Below are 20,431 nucleotides of genomic sequence, written 5' to 3'. Positions count from 1 at the left end.
TACACGGCAACCGTTCGTGACCCGCTCCGGGGCTTGTGCCCGGACGCGCCGTCAAATAGCTTCCGGCGCGGATCAGAGGGCGGTCTCAAGGAGATTTCCATGGCGGGACTTTTGCGGAGCGTCGCTGCGGCGCTGCTCCTTTTGTCGATGACTTCGCTCGGCTTTGCCGCCAACAAGGTCATCATCATTCTTGACGCTTCGGGCTCGATGTGGGCCCAGATCGACGGCAAGCCGAAGCTCGAGATCGCGCGCGAATCGCTGAGGACCGTGCTGCAGTCGGTCCCGGGCGACGACGAGATAGGCTTCATGGCCTATGGCCACCGCGAAAAGGGCAGCTGCGACGACATCGAACTGATCGTGCCGCCGCAAGCCGGCTCGGCTAGCGCCATTTCGGCCGCTGCCGACAGCCTGAAATTCCTCGGCAAGACGCCGCTGACCGCAGCCGTCAAGCAGGCGGCCGAAGCCCTGAAATACACCGAGGACAAGGCGACCGTGGTCCTCATCACCGATGGGCTTGAAACCTGCGAAGGTGACCCGTGCGCGCTGGGCAAGGAACTGGAGGCCTCAGGCGTCGATTTCACCGTCGACGTCGTCGGCTTCGGCCTGACCGCTGACGAGGGCAAGCAGATCGCCTGCCTTGCCGACAACACCGGCGGCAAATATATCCAGGCCTCGGACGAGAAGGCGCTGCAGGAAGCACTGGTCGAAACCGTCGCCGCGCCGGCTCCGGCACCTGAACCCGCACCGGCGCCAGCCCCAGCTCCAGCTCCAGCCCCTGAACCGGCAAAGCCCGAATTCAATTTCATCCCGAGCATGGTCATGGCCGAAGGCGGCGATCCGATCACCGACGGCAATGCCTGGGAGGTCTACAAGGCCAAGGCCGATGGCACGCACGGCGAGGCCGTCACCACCCAGTACAACAACTACGAGGCCAATCTCGAGCCGGGCGACTATGTCGTCGTCGCGCGCGCCGACGAAGCTCGGGCGGAACAGAAGGTCAAGATCGAGGCGGGCCAGGTCTACAAGCCGCTCTTCACCTTGAACGCCGGCACCATGCTCATCCATCCGAAGCCAAGCCAGGGCGCCGAGATCAGTGACGAAGCCCATGTCGACTTCGCCTTCCCGGGCGGCAGCACCACCCACTATGGCGACACCAGGATCATCGTGCCGGCTGGTGAGCAGAAGGTGACGGTTGCGATCGGCAGCGGCTCGGTGACCGAGAACATCCAGCTCGCCGCCGGGCAGACTGTGGAAAAAGACATAGTCGTCGGCGTCGGCCATGCCGCCGTCAACGCCTACTACACTGCAGGTGGCGACAAGGCCGACTCCTCGGACATCAGCGTCCAGATCGTCAAGGCCAAGAAAAAGATCGACGGCTCGCGTGACGATGTCGCCCACTCCTATGGGCCCGACAGCAAATTCTGGCTGCCGCCGGACGACTATGTCGCGGTCACCTCGCTTGAGCTCGCAACCGTCGAGCAGCCTTTCAGCGTCAAGGTTGGCGACGTCAAGGACGTCAAGGTGACGCTCGATGCCGGCGTGCTGGTGATGTCGGCGCCGGGCGCCTATTCGATCGAGGTGCTGTCGTCGAAGAAGGATATCCAGGGCAACCGCAAGGCGCTCGGCCTGAACTATGGCGACACCTGGCAGCAGACTATCCCGGCCGGCGACTATGTCGTCCTCCGCCACATGTCCGATCAAGGCCATGACAAGGAAATGCCGGTGACGGTCAAGGCCGGCGAACGGAGCGAGATTACGGTTCAGCCGTAATCGCCATCCATCCCTCACCAAAGGGCGGCCTCAAACCGAGCTCGAGCCGCCCTTTTTACAAAATAGGCAATGATGCCTCAGGCCGTGCCGAAAGCACTGGCGCCGTGGTCGGCGCGGCCGACCAGCTGGCGGAAACCGGCGAACAGCTCGCGGCCGAAACCGAACTCGTTGCCGATGAGATCGATGTCGGCCGTGCGGCGCAGCGCGAGCTCGGGCCCCGGCACCAGCACTTCCAGCGTGCCGGCATCGGCGTCGAGCCGGATGATGTCGCCGTCATGGATCCTGGCGATCGGCCCTTCCTCGACCGCTTCCGGCGTTACATGGATCGCCGCCGGCACCTTGCCGGAAGCGCCAGACATGCGCCCGTCCGTGACCAGCGCGACGCGCTGGCCGCGATCCTGCAGGATGCCGAGCACGGTGGTCAGCTTGTGCAGTTCCGGCATGCCGTTTGCCTTTGGGCCCTGGAAGCGGATGACGGCGATGAAGTCGCCGGTCAGCGTGCCGGCCTTGAAGGCTTCGTTCAGTCCCTGCTGGCTGTCGAACACCTTGGCCGGCGCCTCGATGACGCGGCGTTCCGGCTTCACGGCGGACGTCTTGATGACGGCGTGGCCGAGATTGCCGGCGAGCACTTTCAGGCCGCCGGTCGGCTGGAACGCCTTCTTGAACGGCGCCAGCACCTTCTCGTCACCGCTCTGCAGCGGCGAGGCTTCACGCACGACGCCGCCATCTTCGCCGAGCCGGGCCTCGACCGCATAGGGCCTCAGGCCTTCGCCCCATACCGTCTGCACATCCTCATGCAGGATGCCTTCGTCGAGCAATTCGCGGATCAGGAAGCCGAGCCCGCCGGCGGCATGGAAATGGTTCACGTCGGCAAGCCCGTTCGGATAGACGCGCGCGAGAAGCGGCACCGCTTCCGACAGGTCGGAAATGTCCTGCCAGGTAAGCGTGATGCCGGCCGCGGCGGCCATGGCGATGAGATGGATGGTGTGGTTGGTAGAGCCGCCGGTGGCGTGCAGGCCGACGACGCCATTGACGAAAGAGCGCTCGTCGATCATGCGGCCGACCGGCGTGTAGGCGTTGCCGAGCGCGGTGATCGCCAGGGCTCGCCTGGTCGCCTCGCGCGTCAGCGCGTCGCGCAGCGGCGTGCCTGGATTGACGAAGGACGCGCCGGGCGTATGCAGGCCCATGATCTCCATCAGCATCTGGTTGGAATTGGCGGTGCCATAGAACGTGCAGGTGCCCGGCCCGTGATAGGATTTGGACTCCGCTTCGAGCAGTTCTGCGCGTCCGGCCTTGCCCTCGGCATAGAGCTGGCGAACCTTGGCCTTCTCGTCGTTGGGCAGGCCCGTCGTCATCGGCCCGGCCGGCACGAACACCGCCGGCAGATGGCCGAAGGTGAGAGCCGCGATCACCAGCCCCGGCACGATCTTGTCGCAGACGCCGAGATAGACGGCGGCGTCGAACATGTTGTGCGACAGGCCGATCGCCGCCGACATGGCGATGACGTCGCGCGAAAACAGCGACAGCTCCATGCCGGGCTGTCCCTGGGTCACGCCGTCGCACATGGCGGGCACGCCGCCGGCCACTTGCGCGATGCCGCCAACTTCCTTCGCGGCTTCCTTGATCAGCGCCGGGAAGGTTTCGAAGGGCTGATGCGCCGACAGCATGTCATTGTAGGAGGTGATGATGCCGAGGTTCGGCACCTTGTCGGCGCCGAGCGCCAGCTTTTCAGACGGGCTGCAGACGGCAAAGCCATGCGCGAGGTTGCCGCAAGACAGGACGCCCCGGTTGGCGGTGCGGCTGGAGGCCTCGGCGATGCGGCCGAGATAGCGCTCGCGGCCGGCTGTCGAGCGTTGGCGGATGCGTTCCGTGATGGCTTCGATGTCGCGTCTGGCTGTCATGGTCGGTCCTTTCGAGCCCCGGAAGAACGTCCTCCACCGTCTGCCGGGACTGCTTTGCGTGAAATCAGGGTGCCCAGAACACCTCTACCGGGGTGGGTGCCGCTTCGAGGACTTTGCGGATGGGCTTTTTCGCGCCCGGTCCCATCGCATCGTCGAAGGCGGTGCGCTTGTCCTCGCCTTCTATATGCAGCGCGATGAAGCCGGCGTCGACGATCCGCGCCAGCGGCAGCGTCAACCGGGGTTCGCCGGCGCTTGCCGCGTGAACCGGCAGCACGATCCTTGATGAGGCTGGGTCGAGCAAATCGCCGAGATTCTCGGCGTCGGGAAAGAACGAGGCGGTGTGGCCGTCGCCGCCCATGCCGAGCACGACGACATCGAGGGGCCAGGGCAGAGCCTTCAGCGCCGCATCGTCGGCCGCCGCGGCGGTCTCGATGCTTGCCGCCTCATGGTAGAGCGGCACGAAGTGCGCGGCAGCCGCCTTGTTCTGCAGCAGGTTGGCCGCGACCAGCCCCGCATTCGAGCGCGGCGAGGAGGCCGGCACGAACCGTTCGTCGACCAGCGTCACCGTCACCTTGTTCCAGGCGATCGGAATGGCCGAAAGTGCTGCAAAGAACTTTGCCGGCGTGGTGCCGCCGGAAACGGCAAGCAGGGCCGTGCCGCGCTCGTCGATGGCCTTGGTCAGGCGCGCCGCGACATTGCCGGCAAGGGCTGCCGCCAGGTCCTGGCGCCCGGCAAAGCCGTTCCAGTTATAGACGGGCTCGCTCAACTGCTTTCGTGCCATGTCCGCCCGTCGCGTTCGATCAGCGCAATCGAGGCCGAGGGACCCCATGTGCCGGCCGTATAGCCTTGCGCCTCCTGCCTGGCGCTTTCCCAGGCGTTCTGGATCGGGTCGATCCACTTCCATGCCGCCTCGACCTCGTCGCGGCGCATGAACAGCGTCTGGTTGCCGCGGATAACATCCATGATTAGCCGTTCATAGGCGTCCGGCGCGCGGCCGTCGAAAGATGTTGCAAAGCTCATGTCGAGCGGAATCTGGCGCAGCCGCATGCCGCCCGGGCCTGGATCCTTGATCATGATGAACTGCTTGACGCCTTCGTCGGGCTGCAGCCGGATCACCAGTTGGTTGGCTGAGATCGGCCCGGCGCTGTCGCCGAAGATCGAATGCGGGATCGGCTTGAACTCGATGACGATTTCCGAAACGCGGGTCGCCAGCCTTTTGCCGGTCCTGAGATAGAATGGCACGCCGGCCCAGCGCCAATTGCCGATCTCAGCCTTGATGGCGACGAAAGTCTCGGTGGAGCTGTCTTTGCCAAGTTCCTCGACATAGCCTTTCACCGCGCCGCCTGCAGAGGCGCCGGCGCGGTATTGGCCGCGCACGGTGTGCTTGGGTGCCTCATTGCCGTTGATGCGCTTCAGCGCCCGCAGCACCTTCAGCTTCTCGTCGCGCACGGCATCGGCATCCATCGACGATGGCGCTTCCATGGCAACCAGACAGAGCAGCTGCAGCATGTGGTTCTGCACCATGTCGCGCAGCGCGCCGGCCTTGTCGTAGTAGGTGACGCGGTCTTCAAGACCGACGGTCTCGGCTACCGTGATCTGCACATGGTCGATATGGGCAGAATTCCAAAGCGGCTCATAGAGCGCGTTGGCAAAGCGCAGCGCCATCAGATTCTGCACCGTCTCCTTTCCGAGATAGTGGTCGATGCGGAAGATCTGGCTTTCGTGGAAGTCGTCTCCAACCACGTCGTTGAGCTTGCGCGCCGAATCGAGGTCGCGGCCGATCGGCTTCTCCAGCACGATGCGTGAATTCGGCGTGATGAGATTGTGGGCTTTCAGCTGGTGCGAGATGTCGCCGAACAGCGCCGGCGCCACCGCCAGATAGAAAGCGCGGATGCGGTCGCTTTCGCCGATCGCCTTTTTCAGCTTGTCGAAGCCGGCACCCGTCGTCGCGTCGGCCGATACGTAGGACAGCCGGGCAAGAAATGTCTTGAGTTCCTCGGCGTCGATGTCGGCCGGCTTCACATGCTGGGAAATCGCCTGCTTGGCGAAAGCCTGGAATTCCTCGTCGCTCATCTTGGAGCGCGAGGTGCCGATGATGCGGGTCGGCTCGGAAAACTGGTGGTCGCGCTGGCGGTGGTAGAGCGAGGGCAGCAGCTTGCGTTCCGACAGGTCGCCGGTGCCGCCGAAAATGATGAAGTCGAAAGGCTCGACGGGAATGATCTGGCTGGTCATGGTCTGTCCGCTTTGACGCCGCTCGCTGTGACGCGGCAGGATATAATCTAATCGATTTAAACTATCCAGTGCCATGGTGTCACATCAAGGCCAAATCACTGCATATTGATTCGCTCCAAATGTGCCTTGACACTGGCTGCCACCCGGAGGCTTTTCGTCAAGCGATGGTCCCGGGGCTTTCGCGCCTGCAACATAAAGCGGGAATGTGACGAAAGCTAATGCGTGTCGCCCAGAAGTGCGAAGCGGTTCTGGGAGACAGACACGCATCAAACAAAAAGGAAAAATGCGCTTGCGAGGTGGGTCTTCAATGAGCGGAAAAAGCATGCGTCTGGAAAACAAGGTTGCCGTCATCACGGGTGCTGCGTCAGGTTTCGGCGAAGGCATGGCCAGGCGCTTTGCCGAAGAGGGCGCCAAGGTCGTCGTCGCCGACCTCAACGCCAAGGGCGCGGAGCGCGTTGCAGCAGAGATCGGCCAGGCCGCGATCTGGACCCAGACCGACGTTTCGCAGCGTTCCGAATTCGACGAGATGGTCTATGCCGCAAAAAGCGCCTTCGGCCGCATCGATATCATGGTCAACAATGCCGGCTACACCCATCGCAATGGCGACATGCTCGACGTCGACGAGGCGACCTTCGACCTGATCACTTCAGTCAACATGAAGGCGATCTACCACGCCGCACTTGCCGTGGTGCCGATCATGGAGCGGCAGGGCGGCGGCGTCATCCTGACCACGGCTTCGACCGCCGGTCTGCGGCCGCGTCCGGGGCTCACCTGGTACAATGCCTCGAAGGGCTGGGCGATCACCGCGACCAAGTCGATGGCGGTCGAACTCGCGCCCAAGAACATCCGCGTGAACTGCCTTTGCCCGGTCGCCGGCGAGACCGGCATGCTGGAGAAATTCATGGGCACTGACACGCCCGAGATCCGCGAGAAATTCCGTGCCTCGATACCGCTCGGCCGTCTGTCGACGCCGCTCGATATCGCCAACGCTGCGCTTTGGCTTGCGTCGGACGAAGCCGCCTTCATCACCGGCGTGGCGCTGGAGGTCGACGGCGGCCGCTGCATTTGAGCAATTCGGGAAGTACCTCGCTGTTCGCAATGCACGGCAGACAGAGCAACGTCGGCAAAAGTTCGCATCGGTGCGCCGGCCGGCCGAGGAACGAACAGTTGACGTCGTCACGCCGGACCCCAGTTTGACTTCTCGATCACCCGAAAGGCATAACGGGATCGTGGATAGTGTTGGCGGGTGATGAAGATCAGGCAGCAGAAAAGTCGCTATGATCTGGGATGGCGGCTGCGGCTTTACCTGGCCACGCGTGCGCGGGCGCGAAGCAAGGCAATTTTCATCGGCGTTACCGGAAGCTCCGGCAAGACGACGGCGGGAAGCCTGCTTGGACACATCCTGGCTGGCCACGGTTCGGTCCACACACAGGTTCTGGCCAACACTATGAAGGTGTTGGTCTCGACCCTATCCAGGCGAATGGGAAAGGGCGGCAAAACCGACTACGTCGTCTTCGAGGCTGCTGCATTCGGCCCGGATACAATGAAGCCCATGGCCGAGTTGCTTCGCCCCGACGTGGCTGTTGTCACAATGGTCCGGCTGGAGCATCGGGCCAGTTTCAAGACTGTGGAAAACGTCGCTCGAGAAAAGAGCGCCCTAGTCGCGGCGCTGGAGCCGGGCGGCTTCGCGATGCTCAATGCCGATGACCCTCTTGTGATGGGCATGGCCTCGGCGAGCTATTGCCGTTCCGTCACATTCGGCACATCGGAGCAGGCGGATTATCGCGTCAGCGATATCGAGGCAGCCTATCCCAAGCCGTTGCGGTTCTCGCTCCACTGGCGCGGCGGTGTGCTCGATATCGAGACGTCGTTCCCCGGCCAGCATTTCTGGCTGCCGACGTCAGCGGCGGTTGCAACCGCTCTTGAACTGGGCGTGCCTGCGCAGATGGTCAAGGACAGAACCGCGACGTTCCAGCCTCTGGAAAATCGCGGCCAGGTGCTCGTCCCCGCGGGCGGCCCCCACTTCATCGTGGATGCCGCAAAGGCGCCCTGGCATTCGCTGAGCCTTGCCTTCGACATGGTAGCCGGATCGACATTCGGGCGAAAACGTATCGTTCTTGGCCAGCTATCGGATTTTTCCGGCTCGAATAACAGATATGCCCAAGCCTACAGCAGCGCGCGCGAGATTGCAGACCAGGTGATTTATGCCGGCGATCATGCCCATCGCTCCAAGGCGAACCAGGCAGATCGCGACAGCGGCCGCTTCATCGAATTGCGCACGGCCAGGGAAGTGTCGGACTACATCGCCCAAACCGCGCAGCGTGACGAGTTGATCCTGCTCAAGAGCTCGTCCAATCTGCACCTCGAGCGTGTCGCTCTTGCCTGGACCCACGACGTCCAGTGCTGGGTTTCGGTATGCGGCAAGACCGAGGGATGCGAGCAATGCGGCCTCTATGAAGTGCCGTTTGAGCAGCACCGTGAGTTTGTGGCGCAGAGAAAATCGAAGCGCCGCAAGCACAGACTGCTGCGGCTCCTCGGCCGCTAGAATCTTTGGCTGAAGCACGCCAGCGCCCGTTTGACTCTGGAACTTGGCACGACGCATATTAGGCTGGGCTAAAAGCTGGCGGGGTGTGAAACTGGAATTGCTGAAAATTCGCAAGGACTTGGGCTGGGCGCTGCGACGGCTGCAGGCGCGCTGGGTGCGGGCGCGTAACAAGGCGACGTTCATCGGCATCACCGGCAGCTCCGGCAAATCCACATCCACCAGCCTGCTTGCACACATACTGGCCGCCCAAGGCAAGGTGCATCTACAGGCCCAGGCCAATACAATGCCTGCGCTCATCCGAACGCTTTACAAGCGCCTGAGGAAGGCCGGCAAAGTCGATTACGTCGTTTTCGAAGCCGGCGCTTCCGACTTCGGCACGATCAGCGCCATGGCGCAGATGCTGAAGCCGAGTGTGGCGGTGGTTACGATGATCCGTCTGGAGCATTTCGGCAAGTTCAAGACTCTGGAAGCTGTGGCGGGAGAGAAGCGGGCGCTGGTCGGGGCACTCCAACCTGATGGACTTGCGGTTCTCAATTGCGATGACCCACTGGTGATCGGCATGGCGTCTGGCGCGAAATGCCGGATTGCGACCTTCGGCCAGTCCGGCGAGGCAGACTACCGCGTGAGTGACGTGCATGCCGCGTATCCGGAATTGCTGCGGTTCACCCTTCATTGGCGCGATGGCAGCCTGAATATTCAAGCGCCTTTTCCCGGCGAGCAATTCTGGCTGCCGACTGCAGCGGCTGTTGCCGCCGCCTTGGAACTTGGCGTCCCGCCAGAGCAAGTCGTAGCGAGAACGGCATCGTTTGCACCACTGCCCAACCGCTCTACGGTGCAAGAGGTATCCGCGGGTCCGAAATTCCTGGTCGATACGGCCAAAGCGCCCTGGCATTCGCTCAACATTGCTCTGGAGATGATTGCAAAGGCCAAGGGTGCTCGCAAGCGCATTGTGCTGGGGCAGATATCCGACTACGCCGGCTCGTCGAGGAAATACGGCGCCGCCTACAACATCGCGCGCGAAATCGCCGATGAGGTCATTTATACCGGCGACAATGCGCATCGCTCGCGCGCCAGCCAGGCCGACCGCGACAGCGGCCGTTTCATTGAGCTTCGCACTGCCAAGGAAGTTTCGGATCATATCAAACGGACGGCAGTCCCAGGAGAACTGATTCTGCTGAAAAGTTCGTCCAACCTTCATCTGGAAAGGATCGCGCTCGCCTGGACACACGACGTCAAATGCTGGGTCCCGATATGCCGCAAGTCGGAAAGCTGCCAAATGTGCGGCCTCTACGAGGTGCCGTTCGAGGAACAGAGGGATTTCCTGGCGAAGCGCAAACTTGCTCGCAGAAGACACCGTTTCAGATGGCTGCTCGGCGGCTGACCAGAATTTGGCGGCTTGCGTCTCAATCCCCGGTCTTGATGTAGCTCTTGTAGATCCAGCCGCGCTTGCCGTTGTAGACGATCTGGCACCATTTCTTGCAACTCATCACCTGCACCGACGACTTGGCGGGCACGGTCCCCATGGCGGCGGCGTTTTTCTGCGGACCGCTGCGCATTGTCACCGCCCTGAGGATGCGTCCGGTGCCGGCGGCAGCAGCCACCTTCTGTGGCTTGGCCTTGGCCTGGGTATCGTCCGTTGCGGCGGAAGATTGCTCGTTTGGAAGTTGCGGTTTTGGCGTCGGTATGGCGGCGGTCTCGGCGTCGTCGTCATTGGCGGGAGCAGCGACCTTTGACAGCTGCGTCGTGGCGTCGCTCTGCGCCGCCGGTTCTTCGAATGCCGCGGCATCAGACGGTTTGGCGGCAGCCTGCTCGGCAGGCGCCTGATCGGATGGCGTCGCGGCAGGGTCGCTGTTGGATTGCGCCGCAGTCCAGCGCGGATCGTTCGCCGACAGCGGCGGCATGGCAGCCCCACCGGCAGCGACCGTCGATGAAACCGCATCGCCCTTGCGCGCGGCTTGTGGCGCCGCTACCGCGGCAGCCGTGGCCGCGACCGGGGCAATCTTGGTCGTCTTGACCGGAAAAGTCGGAACGTTCTGCTGTGTGCTGGCGATCGCTTGCCGGTCGCTGGCCGGCAACGCCAGCCAAAGCGCTATGCCCGCCACGCCAAGCAGCGCTGCGGTGCCGACCGCGGCGATCACCAGATGCGAATTCGTGCGCACCCCCTGCCAGAAGGAGGGCCGCATGTCATAGCCGAATTGCATGGCGAAGCGCCGACGTTCCGGCGCGCCGAAACTGAAGGGCTCGTTCACTCTTGCCACCTCCAAAAGATGAGCCGGTGTTCTTTCGATCGGCGCCGGCAGCCCGGCATTCGATCGGCATCGGTCCCAACAACAAAGCGGGCAGGCCCGCAGAAATCCCCGTTCAATCGCCCAGAACCGGCATCCTTTGCCCTTGATTGTGGCATCAGTGCGCCCTCAGGGGAATTGTGCGCTCTTGTTAAGGATTCTGCAACGTCTCGCTGCGGCAACCAACAGCTCAATAGAATCAGCTCAGTACCAGCCACGGCCGATATGAGATACTTTCTCTATATTCGGTCCCTCAGGGCAAACCAGTTCAGTGCCAAGAACAATAATGGCGTTCTAAATCGCCGGCCGCCGGGAAAAGCCGGGATGTTCAGGTCCTCGATCAGCTTCAGTCTGTCGCGGTTGCCGGCGACGGTCTGGGCATAGAGCTTGCCGAAGAAGTTCGACAGCATCACGCCGTGGCCGGAATAGCCTCCGGCCGAGATCACATTGGGCATCACCTCGCGCACGAACGGTTTCCTGGGCATGGTGATGCCGACATAGCCGCCCCAGCCATGGGTGATCTCGACATCGCTCAGTTCCGGATAAAGCTCGGCTATCTGCCGGCGGATATGGACATGGATGTCCTTCGGATCGTTGACGCCATAGACCTCGCGCCCGCCGAACAGCAGCCTTCCATCCCTGGATTTGCGGAAATAACGCACGACGAAACGCGAATCGTCGACCGCCTCGCCGCCCGGCAGCACTTTCGAATCGACGCCCAGCGGCACCGTCGCGCCGATGAACGAACCGATGGGCATGATGTGCGCGGCACTCACCGGCTCGAGCGTGCCGCCATAGGCATTTACACCGATCAGGCATTTCTGGGCGGTGATGATTCCTCTCGAAGTCGTCACCCTGACCTTACCGCCGCTGGAGGTAACACCGGTCGATAGTGTCTGCTCGAACAGGTGCGCGCCGGCCGCTGCCGCGACCTTTGCCGTGCCGATCACCAGCTTCATCGGGTGGATGTGTCCGGTGCCGGTGTCGCGGGTGCCGCCGAAGTAGCGTGTGGAGCCCAGCCGTTCGGCCGTTTCCCTGGCATCCATGAAGGCGATGTGCGGATAATTGAAGCGGCCGGCCATGATCTCGGCATGTGCCTTGTAGTCGTCGAGATAACGCGGCTTGTGCGCCACGGACAACTGGCCCGGCATATAGTCGATGTCGATCTGGTTGACGGCGGCGAATTCGAGCAGGTGCGCTTTCGCCTCTTCAGCAAGGTCGAACAGCGCCTTGGCGCGGGAGAAGCCGTATTCGGCCTCCATCTCTTCGGCCCAGGCGCGCTGGCCCGTGCCGAGCTGGCCGCCATTGCGCCCTGAAGCGCCGTCGCCGAAGCGATGCGCTTCGATCAGAACGACGTCGGCTCCCGCCTTCGCCAAATGAGCGGCCGCCGACAGCCCGGTGAAGCCACCGCCGACGACGACGACGTCGCAGCTGCGGTCGCCGTCCAGGGCAGGGTACTCAGGGCGTGGTCCGGCTGTGTCTTCGTACCAGGAGCGACCGGGGGAGATAGGTGATTGGTAAGGCATGGGGACACCAGCCAATGGTGAATGGTGAATGGCTGCGAGACGCACGACGTCTGCGCTCATCCATCCAATATGAAACTACTCACCATTCACTATTCACCATTCACACGACGAAGTCGCCGCTCACACGTTGAGCAACAGATACTCCCGCTCCCACGGGCTGATCACTTCCATGAAGGTCTCGAACTCCGCCCGCTTGATCGCTGCATAGGTTGCGGCGAAGGACTTGCCCAGAAGAGCGCATAGTTCCTCGTCGCCTTCGAAAAGGTCGACGGCTTCGAGCAGGCCGCGTGGCAGGTCGATCTCATCGGCGTTTGCGGTGGTCAGCACCGGAGGCTCGGCCTTGATCTTGTTGGTGATGCCGATCAGCCCGCAGGCAAGTGAGGCCGCCAGCGCCAGATAGGGGTTGGCGTCGGAAGACGGGATGCGGTTTTCGACACGCCGCGCCGCCGGATCCGAGCGCGGCACGCGGAACGCCGTGGTGCGGTTGTCATAGCCCCATTTGTTGTTGACCGGCGCCGAGGCCGACTGCGTCAGCCGGCGGTAGGAATTGACGTAGGGAGCAAACATCACCAGTGCGTTCGGCACATGCTTCTGCATGCCGCCGATGAAATGGAAGAAGTCGTCGGTTTCCGAGCCGTCCTTCGCCGAAAAGATATTCAGCCCGGTCTTCTTGTCGATGATCGACTGGTGGATGTGCATGGCAGAACCTGGCTGGCCCTGGATCGGCTTGGCCATGAAGGTGGCATAGATCTCATGCTTCAGCGCTGCCTCGCGAATGGTGCGTTTGAACATGAACACCTGATCGGCGAGCTCGACCGGATCGCCGTGACGCAGATTGATCTCGAGCTGGCCGGCGCCTTCCTCGTGGATCAGCGTGTCGATCTCCAGGCCCTGGCTTTCGGAGAAATGGTAGATGTCGTCGATCAGTTCGTCGAACTCGTTGACGCCGGCGATCGAATAGCCGGCGCCGCCGCCGATTGCCCGTCCGGAACGCCCGACGGGTGGGGTCAGCGGATAATCCGGGTCGGGGTTCTTGCGCACCAGATAGAATTCGATCTCGGGCGCCACCACCGGCTTCAGCCCGCGCTTGTCATAGGCTGCTACCACGCGCTTCAGGACGTTGCGCGGCGTGAACTCGACCGAACGGCCATCCTGATGGACGAGGTCGCAGATGACGGCGGCCGTCGGGTCTTCTTCCCAGGGCACGACGGTCAACGTCGACAGATCCGGCATCAGCTTCAGGTCGCCATCATCCTCCGGATAGTGGAAACCGTTGCCGTCCTCGGGATAGCCGCCCGAAATCGTCGTCATGAACACTGCCGATGGCAGCGCCAGCGAGGTGTTGGAAGTGAATTTCTTCGACGGCATCATCTTGCCGCGCGCGACGCCAGCCTGATCAGGCGTGATGCATTCTATGTCTTCGATGCCGCGCCATTCCAGCCAGGCGCTGACTTCCTTCCAGTTCTTCACGCCGCGTTGATTTTTCACGAAGGCAGGCGTTCGGACGCGTCCTCCGCGGGTCGACGGACGGACTTCCTTTTTCGCAGGCGGCATCATTCACCAGTTTGGGTTGCGGATTTGGGAGTATAGCCGTTGCCGGTGATGGAAGGGAAGGGGAGCCGGCCCGATAGGTGCGGCAACGAGGCTGAACGGCCTATGTCAGACGGCCTTGCCGGGTAGTGTGCTGAGAGTTCTGCAAATTCGCTGAGAGGGGGCGGTCATGGCAGGCTGGTGATTGTTCACGTCACCTGATTCCCGCGAAGGAACGCCACCATGACCAAGACTGAAGTTAAGACCGCCAGCGCTGCCGTCAAAGACATTTTGCTTTCGAACCCGGATGGATTGCACGAAGTGCTCCGTGCGGTGATACAGGAGGTGCTTGAGGCCGAGATGGACGAGGCGCTGGGTGCCTCGAAGAGCGAGCGCACGCCCGAACGGCTTGGCTATCGCTCGGGCTATTACGGCCGTACCCTTGTGACGCGGGTCGGCAAGCTCGAGCTGCGGGTTCCGCAGGACCGGGCCGGGCGCTTCTCCACCGAGCTGTTCGAGCGCTACCAGCGTTCCGAGCGGGCCTTGGTGGCGACACTGGCGGAGATGTATGTGCAGGGCGTGTCGACCCGCAAGGTGAAGGCGATCACGGAAGAACTGTGCGGCCATGCCTTCTCGGCCTCGTCGATCTCGGCCATCAACAAGCGGCTGGACGAGAGCCTCGCTGCCTTTGCCAGGCGCCCCCTTCAAGAGCCGTTTCCTTACCTCATCCTCGATGCGCGCTACGAGAAGGTGCGTGAAGCCGGTGTTGTCATGAGCCAGGCGGTGCTGATCGCGGTCGGTATCGACTGGGACGGAAGGCGCCAGATCCTGGCCGTGGAGATGGCCAATCGCGAGAGCCGCTCGGCCTGGAGGGACTTCCTCGTCGGCCTCAAGGCGCGCGGCCTCAAGGGCGTCGAGTTGGTTGTGTCCGACGATCACGCCGGCCTGGTGGCAGCGATCGGCGAGGTGATCCCCGAAGCCGCCTGGCAACGCTGCTACGTGCACTTCCTCAGGAACGCGCTCGATCATCTGCCGAGGAAGCACGGCGACGACTGCCTGCAGGAATTGCGCTGGCTCTACGACCGGCGCGATCTCGCAGAGGCCAGGGCTGATCTTGCCGCATGGCTTGCCAAATGGTCGGCACGCTATCCGCGCCTGACAGGCTGGGCCGAGGATGCCATCGAACAAACCCTGACCTTCTTCAGGCTGCCGAGACAGCACCACAAGCATCTCAAATCCACCAACATGCTGGAGCGGCTCAACGAGGAAATCCGCCGGCGCACCTATGTCGTGCGCATCTTCCCCAACACCGAAAGCTGCCTGCGCCTGGTCAGGGCGTTGGCCGTCGAGACCAATGAAAACTGGATGGAGGCCAACCGATACATCAACATGGACGACCTGCGCGAGCACAAGAAGCTCGCTCTGCGCCAAGCCGCATGACCAGCATCATGGCCGCCCCATTTTGCAGAACTTGACGCACACAACCCCTTGCCGGGCGGCGCATTTGCGCCCAGCCATCTGCGCAAGGCACCGGCATAGCGCCTGCGCCATCCGCTTTGCGGCGCGGTCAGGAACCAGGATTGGCTGAGGTTCCAGCTGTCTGCGCACAGATCCCTGAGCCTTGTGTTGATGATGCCTTTGCCGGATAGCGGATAGACCGAGAATTCGGAAAAGAAGATCGCGCCTTCGATTTCGTAGAAATCGCATCGCATGTGATCGAACGGCGCGGTCAGCCGCTCGGCGATGGCAAGCATGCGCGGGAAGGATGCCGGCAGGTCGATCCGGACCCACTGGGGGCGGCTGCCTGGCGGTGGCGGCGCGTAGGTTCCGTCACGGTCGAAATGACATTTCTGTTCGTTGCCGTGCTCATCCCGACGCGCGGCATAGACATAGGCCGTCGTCCCGTTAGACACGTGGAATTTGTACTCCAAAGCAACGGGCTGACCGTCCTCGAGGAGCATCTCTTCCACGAGGATGCGCCTGCTGGCGTGCTTGTAGCCCCATTCGCCGAGCTTCCTGCCGTAGCGGTGGCGCATCCAGCGTGCCGTACGCCGGCGCAGCCTAGCTCTGTCTACCTCACCGTTGCGCACCATCATGTTCCAGCGGCAGCCATGATTGGCCTTCACCATGACATTGCCGGTGAGCAGCTCCGCCGGAAGTTCTGCCGCGTCATATCCGGACCACAGAACCGCAGCGGTCTTGAGTTCTGGACAGGTGGACAGAGCGTAGGCTTTCGAGGCGAGCTTGTCGCAAGCCGTGGTGAAGAAGGGATTGTGGTCGAAAATCTTGCGCCACAGGAACTTGTCTGCATAGGAAGCGGGCCTTGCCGGATCGGGCAGCACGCCGCTATGATTGAAGGTGCGGGCGCAAATCATCGGATGGCGGACAAGGCACCATGCCTGTACCAGGGTAAGCAGCACGCGGTCGCTCATCCGCAGCCCTGGCATGATCAGCTTGCTGGCCTGGGAACACTCCCGCGTGCAACGAACACGTCCCGCGTCATATTTCGATGGATGCTCGTGCGGCCGGTAACCGCAAGCCGGGGATCAAGCGTTCTTTCTACGCTTTCCGCCCACAGCCTGCCAAGCGAGACCGGCTCCCACAAGACGATCTGCACACCTTGAGGCGCGGTATCGGCTATGCGAGAAACCACCGCTGCCTTGGGCGATACCATGCTGGCGACGTAAACGACCTGCGCCTCGCCATAGTCATAGTCGCGGCCGTCGCAAAGCTCGGCCCGCATCCGCACATAGCCGAGCTTGGCCGCAAGCCTGTTTGCCGTTTCGACCGCTTCAGGCACAATATCGAGACCGATGATTTCGGGGACGACAGTCTGGTCGTGTATGCGGAACATCGTAAACGGACGCCCTCCGCAGCCGACCATGACAGCGCGGCAGCAGCTGCCGAAATCGACCTGATCGAAGACTTCGTTCAGGCGATTATACGCATCCCTGGATGACAGCACGCCGATGCTTGTTTTTCCCGCTGCGATCTGCCCGAAGGATGCCGGACCGCTCAGATCCTGATCCAGCATGTGCCTGATCTCGGCGGTATCTTGCTCCTGCACCATCTTGCCGAATGCGGCGGTCAGCGCCGGTCGGTACGAAAGGATCTCCGGGTAGGTTTCAAGCAACGCCTCGCCGGTATCGTGTCCCATGGCGATGCCAAGATCTCGGATGGCATTTATGAGTTCAGTCGGAGTACGCCCTGGCAAGGAGCCCACAATTTGCTCCAGTTCACGCTTCCAGGCGCCCAATTCCGGCATTGCTTCCCACCATTCCCTTGCCGTAGCTAGCAGTGTGCGGCGACAACGTCTACATCATTGCCTTCACTTGAACGGGACAGTCGACCATGCCCCTGACCACTATCGGCTTCGACGCCGACGATACCCTATGGCAGAACGAACAGTTCTTCCGCCTGACCGAGAAGCATTTTGCAACCCTGCTCGCCGACCATGGCGAGGCCGAGCACATTTCGGCACGGCTGCTGGAGGCCGAGAAGCGCAACCTTGCCGTCTACGGCTTCGGCATCAAGGGCTTTACCTTGTCGATGATCGAAACGGCGATAGAAGTGACCGAGGGCCGTGTGCCGGCCTCGACGATCGCCGAAATCCTTGCCGCCGGCCGCGACATGCTCGGCCATCCTGTCGAGGCGCTGCCGCATGCGCGCGAGACAGTCGAAAAGCTCGCCGGCGCCTACCATCTGGTGCTGATCACCAAGGGCGATCTGTTCGACCAGGAGCGCAAGCTGGCGGCGTCCGGCCTTGGCGACCTGTTCGATGCCGTCGAGATCGTCAGCGACAAGAGCGCCGCCACCTATGCCAGGATCTTTGGCCGTCACGGCAGCCCGCAGACCAGCATGATGGTCGGCAATTCGCTCAAGTCGGACGTGGTGCCGGCCATCGAGGCCGGCAGCTGGGGTGTGTATGTGCCGCACGAGCTGACCTGGGTGCTCGAACACGTCGAGCCGCCGGTCGAGGCACCGCGTTTTCGTCAGCTTGTCGATCTTGGCGAACTGCCGGCTTTGATCGAGAGCATCGGCAAGGAAGGCTGACCGCCCCACACGCGTTCGGGCGGATTGCGATCAGCCGCGCCCGAGACTGATCAGCCGGTCGACCACCGGCTGCAGCCTTTCGGTGGTGATCGGCTTGGTTACCACCACATCGACCACGCTCGACAGACCCAGGCTGTCGGGCGTGCCGGTCTTGGTTGAAAGCAGGATCACCTTGGGGAGCGACCGCCCAGATGTCCGCCGCAAGGCGTCGATGGCCGCCATCAGCGCGCGGCAGTCCTCGTTGTCGGGGCCGCCATCGAGAACGACGGCGCCCGGAATGAGGGTTCGCAATGTCTTGGCCGCCATCTCGGGCGACTCGGAGATCGGCTTCAGTCCGGACTTCTCGACGATCTTCGACACCACCACCCGGTTGATCGGCGATTTTCCAACGACCAGCACGTGGGAGAAATCCGTTGATATCTCGGAGTTCGCGTCCCTGCTTGACGAATTCAGATGTTTGGCGGTGTCGGTCTCGCGGTTCACAGGGCACATGGGCGGGGCGGGCACTCGGCGCTGCTTCAATGCAGGGTTGAAATCCGAGAGCCAATTGGCGTGAGATCGCCCGCCATGTCAAGCTGAAATGACGGACCTGCGAAATATAGCCGGAAATATTAAACCCCGGAGACAAGTTCTGTTTTCGAACTGTAGTTAAGTTCACGCTCAAAAGCGAAAGTCACCCGCGCTTAAAACTCGCGGGTGACGTTGAAATCGGCCAGTGAGCGGCGGGGCCCATAGGTTCCACAAGCACAAAGCTTCCGTAAGGGAAGATCAGCCGTGACTCTTCTGCGTGACGATCACCGGGATCAGCAGGTCGCCCCAATTGCCGTCGCCGCCATGATGCCGGGCCGAGCGCACCAGTTCCACCGAGACGCCGGCCTCGACTGCCTTCATCACCGATTGATTGAGCCTGTGCAGGTCGTTGGCCAGCATGCGGATCGTCGCCTGCTGGTCGACGCTCATCGTGGTCGACTGCTCTTCTGCACGTTCCTTGACGCGGCTTATCGATGCCATTTTTCTTCTCCTATGTCCCTTTGCCCTGTTGGGCGTTTCCTCTGGTTGTTTTCTGTTATTCCGCCGCCGGTTTGAACTGCGCGTGCTCGGTCGATTCATGCATGGCGGTGGTCGAGGACTGGCCGCCGCTGATCGCCATCGACACGGCGTCGAAATAACCGGTGCCGACCTCGCGCTGGTGCTTGGTCGCGGTGTAGCCGTGGACTTCGGCCGCGAACTCGGCTTCCTGCAGCTCGGAATAGGCGGCCATCTGCCGCGCCTTGTAGCCGCGGGCCAGCTCGAACATGCCGAAATTGAGCTGGTGGAACCCGGCCAATGTGATGAACTGGAACTTGTAGCCCATGGCGCCGAGCTCGCGCTGGAACTTGGCGATCGTCGCGTCGTCGAGGTTCTTCTTCCAGTTGAACGACGGCGAGCAATTATAGGCGAGCAGCTTGCCCGGATGATGCCTGCGCACGCCTTCGGCGAATTTCTTGGCCTGCGCCAGATCGGGCTTGGATGTTTCGCACCAGATCAGGTCGGCATGCGGCGCATAGGCAATGGCGCGCGCGATGCACGGTTCGATGCCGTTCCTGACCTGGTAGAAGCCTTCAACCGTGCGGCCGGCATCGTAGTCGACGAAAGGCTGGTCGCGCTCGTCAATGTCGGAGGTCAGAAGCTTTGCCGCTTCCGCATCGGTGCGTGCCACGACTAGCGTCGGCGTGCCCATCACGTCGGCCGCCAGACGCGCCGCGTTGAGGTTGCGGATATGCGCGGCGGTCGGGATCAGCACTTTGCCGCCGAGATGGCCGCACTTCTTCTCAGAGGCCAGCTGGTCCTCATAGTGGACGCCGGCAGCGCCCGCCTCGATGAACGCCTTCATGATCTCGAAGGCGTTGAGCGGTCCGCCGAAGCCGGCCTCGGCATCGGCGACGATCGGCGCGAACCAGGTTTCGACCGACAGGCCGTTGCCTTCCGAGGTCTCGATCTGATCGGCGCGCTGCAGCGTGCGGTTGATGCGCTTGACCAGTTCGGGCGCCGCATTGGCGGGATAGAGCGACTGGTCCGGATACATGGCCGACGCGGTGTTGGCGTCGGCGGCGACCTGCCAGCCCGAGAGATAGATTGCCTTCAGCCCGGCACGCACCTGCTGCATCGCCTGGTTGCCCGACATGGCGCCGAGTGCATTGACGAAGTCTTCCTCGTGGATGAGCTTCCACAGCCGGTTGGCGCCCATTTCGGCAAGACTCTGGCGTATCTGGACCGACCCGCGCAGCCGCTTCACATCGTCCGGCGAATAGGCTCGTTCGATGCCGTCGAAGCGGCCTTCGGGCGCGGATGGGACAAGATTGTAAAAATCAGTCATTGGTCACTCCAGATCAATCGATGTCAGTGTCTTGAAACGCCGCGCCCTGGGACAGTGTGCGTCGTCTGTGTGTGACATCATTTACACTGCGCCGCGACGAGAGCGAGGAAAACCGCTATTTCTGGTAGAAAATAAGAGAAAACCTGTGTTGTGTTTGACTGCTTATCGCGGTAAATCTGTCATGATTGTAAAAGATGGTGCGCCGTTCATCGCTCGCAAGTCGTGTAAATTCC

General features: G+C 62.3%; 16 protein-coding genes and 1 pseudogene. 6 read left to right on the top strand and 11 right to left on the bottom strand.

The genetic code is table 11. The features are described from left to right. The first annotated feature begins 99 nt into the window (after nucleotides 1-99). Entirely contained in the window at nucleotides 100-1,770 is a 1,671-nt protein-coding gene (locus tag NKL04_RS18895) for a vWA domain-containing protein (protein WP_023701818.1), read from the top strand. 77 nt (nucleotides 1,771-1,847) lie between these two features. Here the strand turns inward: NKL04_RS18895 and edd are convergent, their stop codons facing one another. From edd to zwf, 3 genes are all read right to left on the bottom strand, one after another. Continuing rightward, entirely contained in the window at nucleotides 1,848-3,671 is a 1,824-nt protein-coding gene (gene edd / locus NKL04_RS18890; protein ID WP_023701817.1) for a phosphogluconate dehydratase, read from the bottom strand. A gap of 64 nt (nucleotides 3,672-3,735) precedes the next feature. Beyond that, entirely contained in the window at nucleotides 3,736-4,452 is a 717-nt protein-coding gene (gene pgl / locus NKL04_RS18885; RefSeq protein WP_023701816.1) for a 6-phosphogluconolactonase, read from the bottom strand. Continuing rightward, nucleotides 4,434-5,903, bottom strand: coding sequence for a glucose-6-phosphate dehydrogenase (gene zwf / locus NKL04_RS18880; protein ID WP_023701815.1), 1,470 nt, complete (start codon nucleotides 5,901-5,903; stop codon nucleotides 4,434-4,436). Before zwf ends, pgl begins: the two co-directional genes overlap by 19 nt. A 322-nt stretch (nucleotides 5,904-6,225) precedes the next feature. Between zwf and NKL04_RS18875 the strand changes: the two genes are divergently transcribed. The 3 genes from NKL04_RS18875 to NKL04_RS18865 all read left to right on the top strand — a co-directional run bounded on the left by NKL04_RS18875 (nucleotide 6,226) and on the right by NKL04_RS18865 (nucleotide 9,829). Beyond that, the gene (locus tag NKL04_RS18875) at nucleotides 6,226-6,972 is read left to right on the top strand and encodes an SDR family oxidoreductase (RefSeq protein WP_027049416.1); all 747 of its coding nucleotides are present in this window, start codon (nucleotides 6,226-6,228) and stop codon (nucleotides 6,970-6,972) included. A gap of 180 nt (nucleotides 6,973-7,152) precedes the next feature. Then, on the top strand, nucleotides 7,153-8,448 hold the full coding sequence (locus tag NKL04_RS18870) for a Mur ligase family protein (protein WP_023825872.1): 1,296 nt from the start codon (nucleotides 7,153-7,155) through the stop codon (nucleotides 8,446-8,448). 85 nt (nucleotides 8,449-8,533) lie between these two features. Continuing rightward, nucleotides 8,534-9,829 (top strand): Mur ligase family protein, encoded by a 1,296-nt coding sequence (locus NKL04_RS18865; RefSeq protein ID WP_023701813.1) that lies wholly within the window; start codon nucleotides 8,534-8,536, stop codon nucleotides 9,827-9,829. A gap of 22 nt (nucleotides 9,830-9,851) precedes the next feature. Here the strand turns inward: NKL04_RS18865 and NKL04_RS18860 are convergent, their stop codons facing one another. From NKL04_RS18860 to NKL04_RS18850, 3 genes are all read right to left on the bottom strand, one after another. Beyond that, a complete protein-coding gene (locus NKL04_RS18860) occupies nucleotides 9,852-10,697 on the bottom strand; it encodes an SH3 domain-containing protein (protein WP_023697306.1) in 846 nt (281 codons plus the stop codon). Between the two features lie 275 nt (nucleotides 10,698-10,972). Further along, nucleotides 10,973-12,259, bottom strand: a complete 1,287-nt coding sequence (locus tag NKL04_RS18855) for an NAD(P)/FAD-dependent oxidoreductase (RefSeq protein WP_023701812.1) — start codon at nucleotides 12,257-12,259, stop codon at nucleotides 10,973-10,975. 120 nt (nucleotides 12,260-12,379) lie between these two features. Next, complete coding sequence (locus NKL04_RS18850; protein ID WP_023669313.1) at nucleotides 12,380-13,816, bottom strand: glutamine synthetase family protein; 1,437 nt, start codon at nucleotides 13,814-13,816, stop codon at nucleotides 12,380-12,382. Nucleotides 13,817-14,032: 216 nt separating this feature from the next. On the opposite strand from NKL04_RS18850, the gene NKL04_RS18845 reads away from it, so the two are divergent. After that, entirely contained in the window at nucleotides 14,033-15,229 is a 1,197-nt protein-coding gene (locus NKL04_RS18845) for an IS256 family transposase (protein ID WP_352581544.1), read from the top strand. 212 nt (nucleotides 15,230-15,441) lie between these two features. On the opposite strand, the pseudogene NKL04_RS18840 reads toward NKL04_RS18845, so the two are convergent. Together NKL04_RS18840 and NKL04_RS18835 are read right to left on the bottom strand one after the other, a co-directional pair. Continuing rightward, nucleotides 15,442-16,164, bottom strand: a pseudogene (locus NKL04_RS18840) (ATP-grasp domain-containing protein); the annotation flags it as partial. Between the two features lie 74 nt (nucleotides 16,165-16,238). Continuing rightward, a complete protein-coding gene (locus tag NKL04_RS18835; RefSeq protein WP_155922418.1) occupies nucleotides 16,239-17,054 on the bottom strand; it encodes a class I SAM-dependent methyltransferase in 816 nt (271 codons plus the stop codon). A gap of 86 nt (nucleotides 17,055-17,140) precedes the next feature. Between NKL04_RS18835 and NKL04_RS18830 the strand changes: the two genes are divergently transcribed. Further along, nucleotides 17,141-17,842: an HAD family hydrolase gene (locus NKL04_RS18830; RefSeq protein ID WP_031196692.1), complete on the top strand. Its 702-nt coding sequence runs from the start codon at nucleotides 17,141-17,143 to the stop codon at nucleotides 17,840-17,842. Nucleotides 17,843-17,872: 30 nt separating this feature from the next. Here NKL04_RS18830 and NKL04_RS18825 read toward each other — a convergent pair whose 3' ends face one another. The 3 genes from NKL04_RS18825 to aceA form a co-directional block, all read right to left on the bottom strand. Further along, nucleotides 17,873-18,334 (bottom strand): response regulator, encoded by a 462-nt coding sequence (locus tag NKL04_RS18825; RefSeq protein WP_023669317.1) that lies wholly within the window; start codon nucleotides 18,332-18,334, stop codon nucleotides 17,873-17,875. Nucleotides 18,335-18,610: 276 nt separating this feature from the next. Beyond that, nucleotides 18,611-18,853: an SMc00767 family acetate metabolism repressor gene (locus NKL04_RS18820; RefSeq protein ID WP_023669318.1), complete on the bottom strand. Its 243-nt coding sequence runs from the start codon at nucleotides 18,851-18,853 to the stop codon at nucleotides 18,611-18,613. Nucleotides 18,854-18,908: 55 nt separating this feature from the next. After that, nucleotides 18,909-20,198, bottom strand: a complete 1,290-nt coding sequence (aceA, locus tag NKL04_RS18815; protein ID WP_023701808.1) for an isocitrate lyase — start codon at nucleotides 20,196-20,198, stop codon at nucleotides 18,909-18,911. Nucleotides 20,199-20,431: the final 233 nt, after the last annotated feature.

The organism is Mesorhizobium sp. C264A, from assembly GCF_040324515.1.
GTDB lineage: Bacteria > Pseudomonadota > Alphaproteobacteria > Rhizobiales > Rhizobiaceae > Mesorhizobium.
The sequence above is the reverse complement of the archived record's forward strand: the minus strand, read 5'-3'. Positions and strand labels throughout refer to the sequence as shown.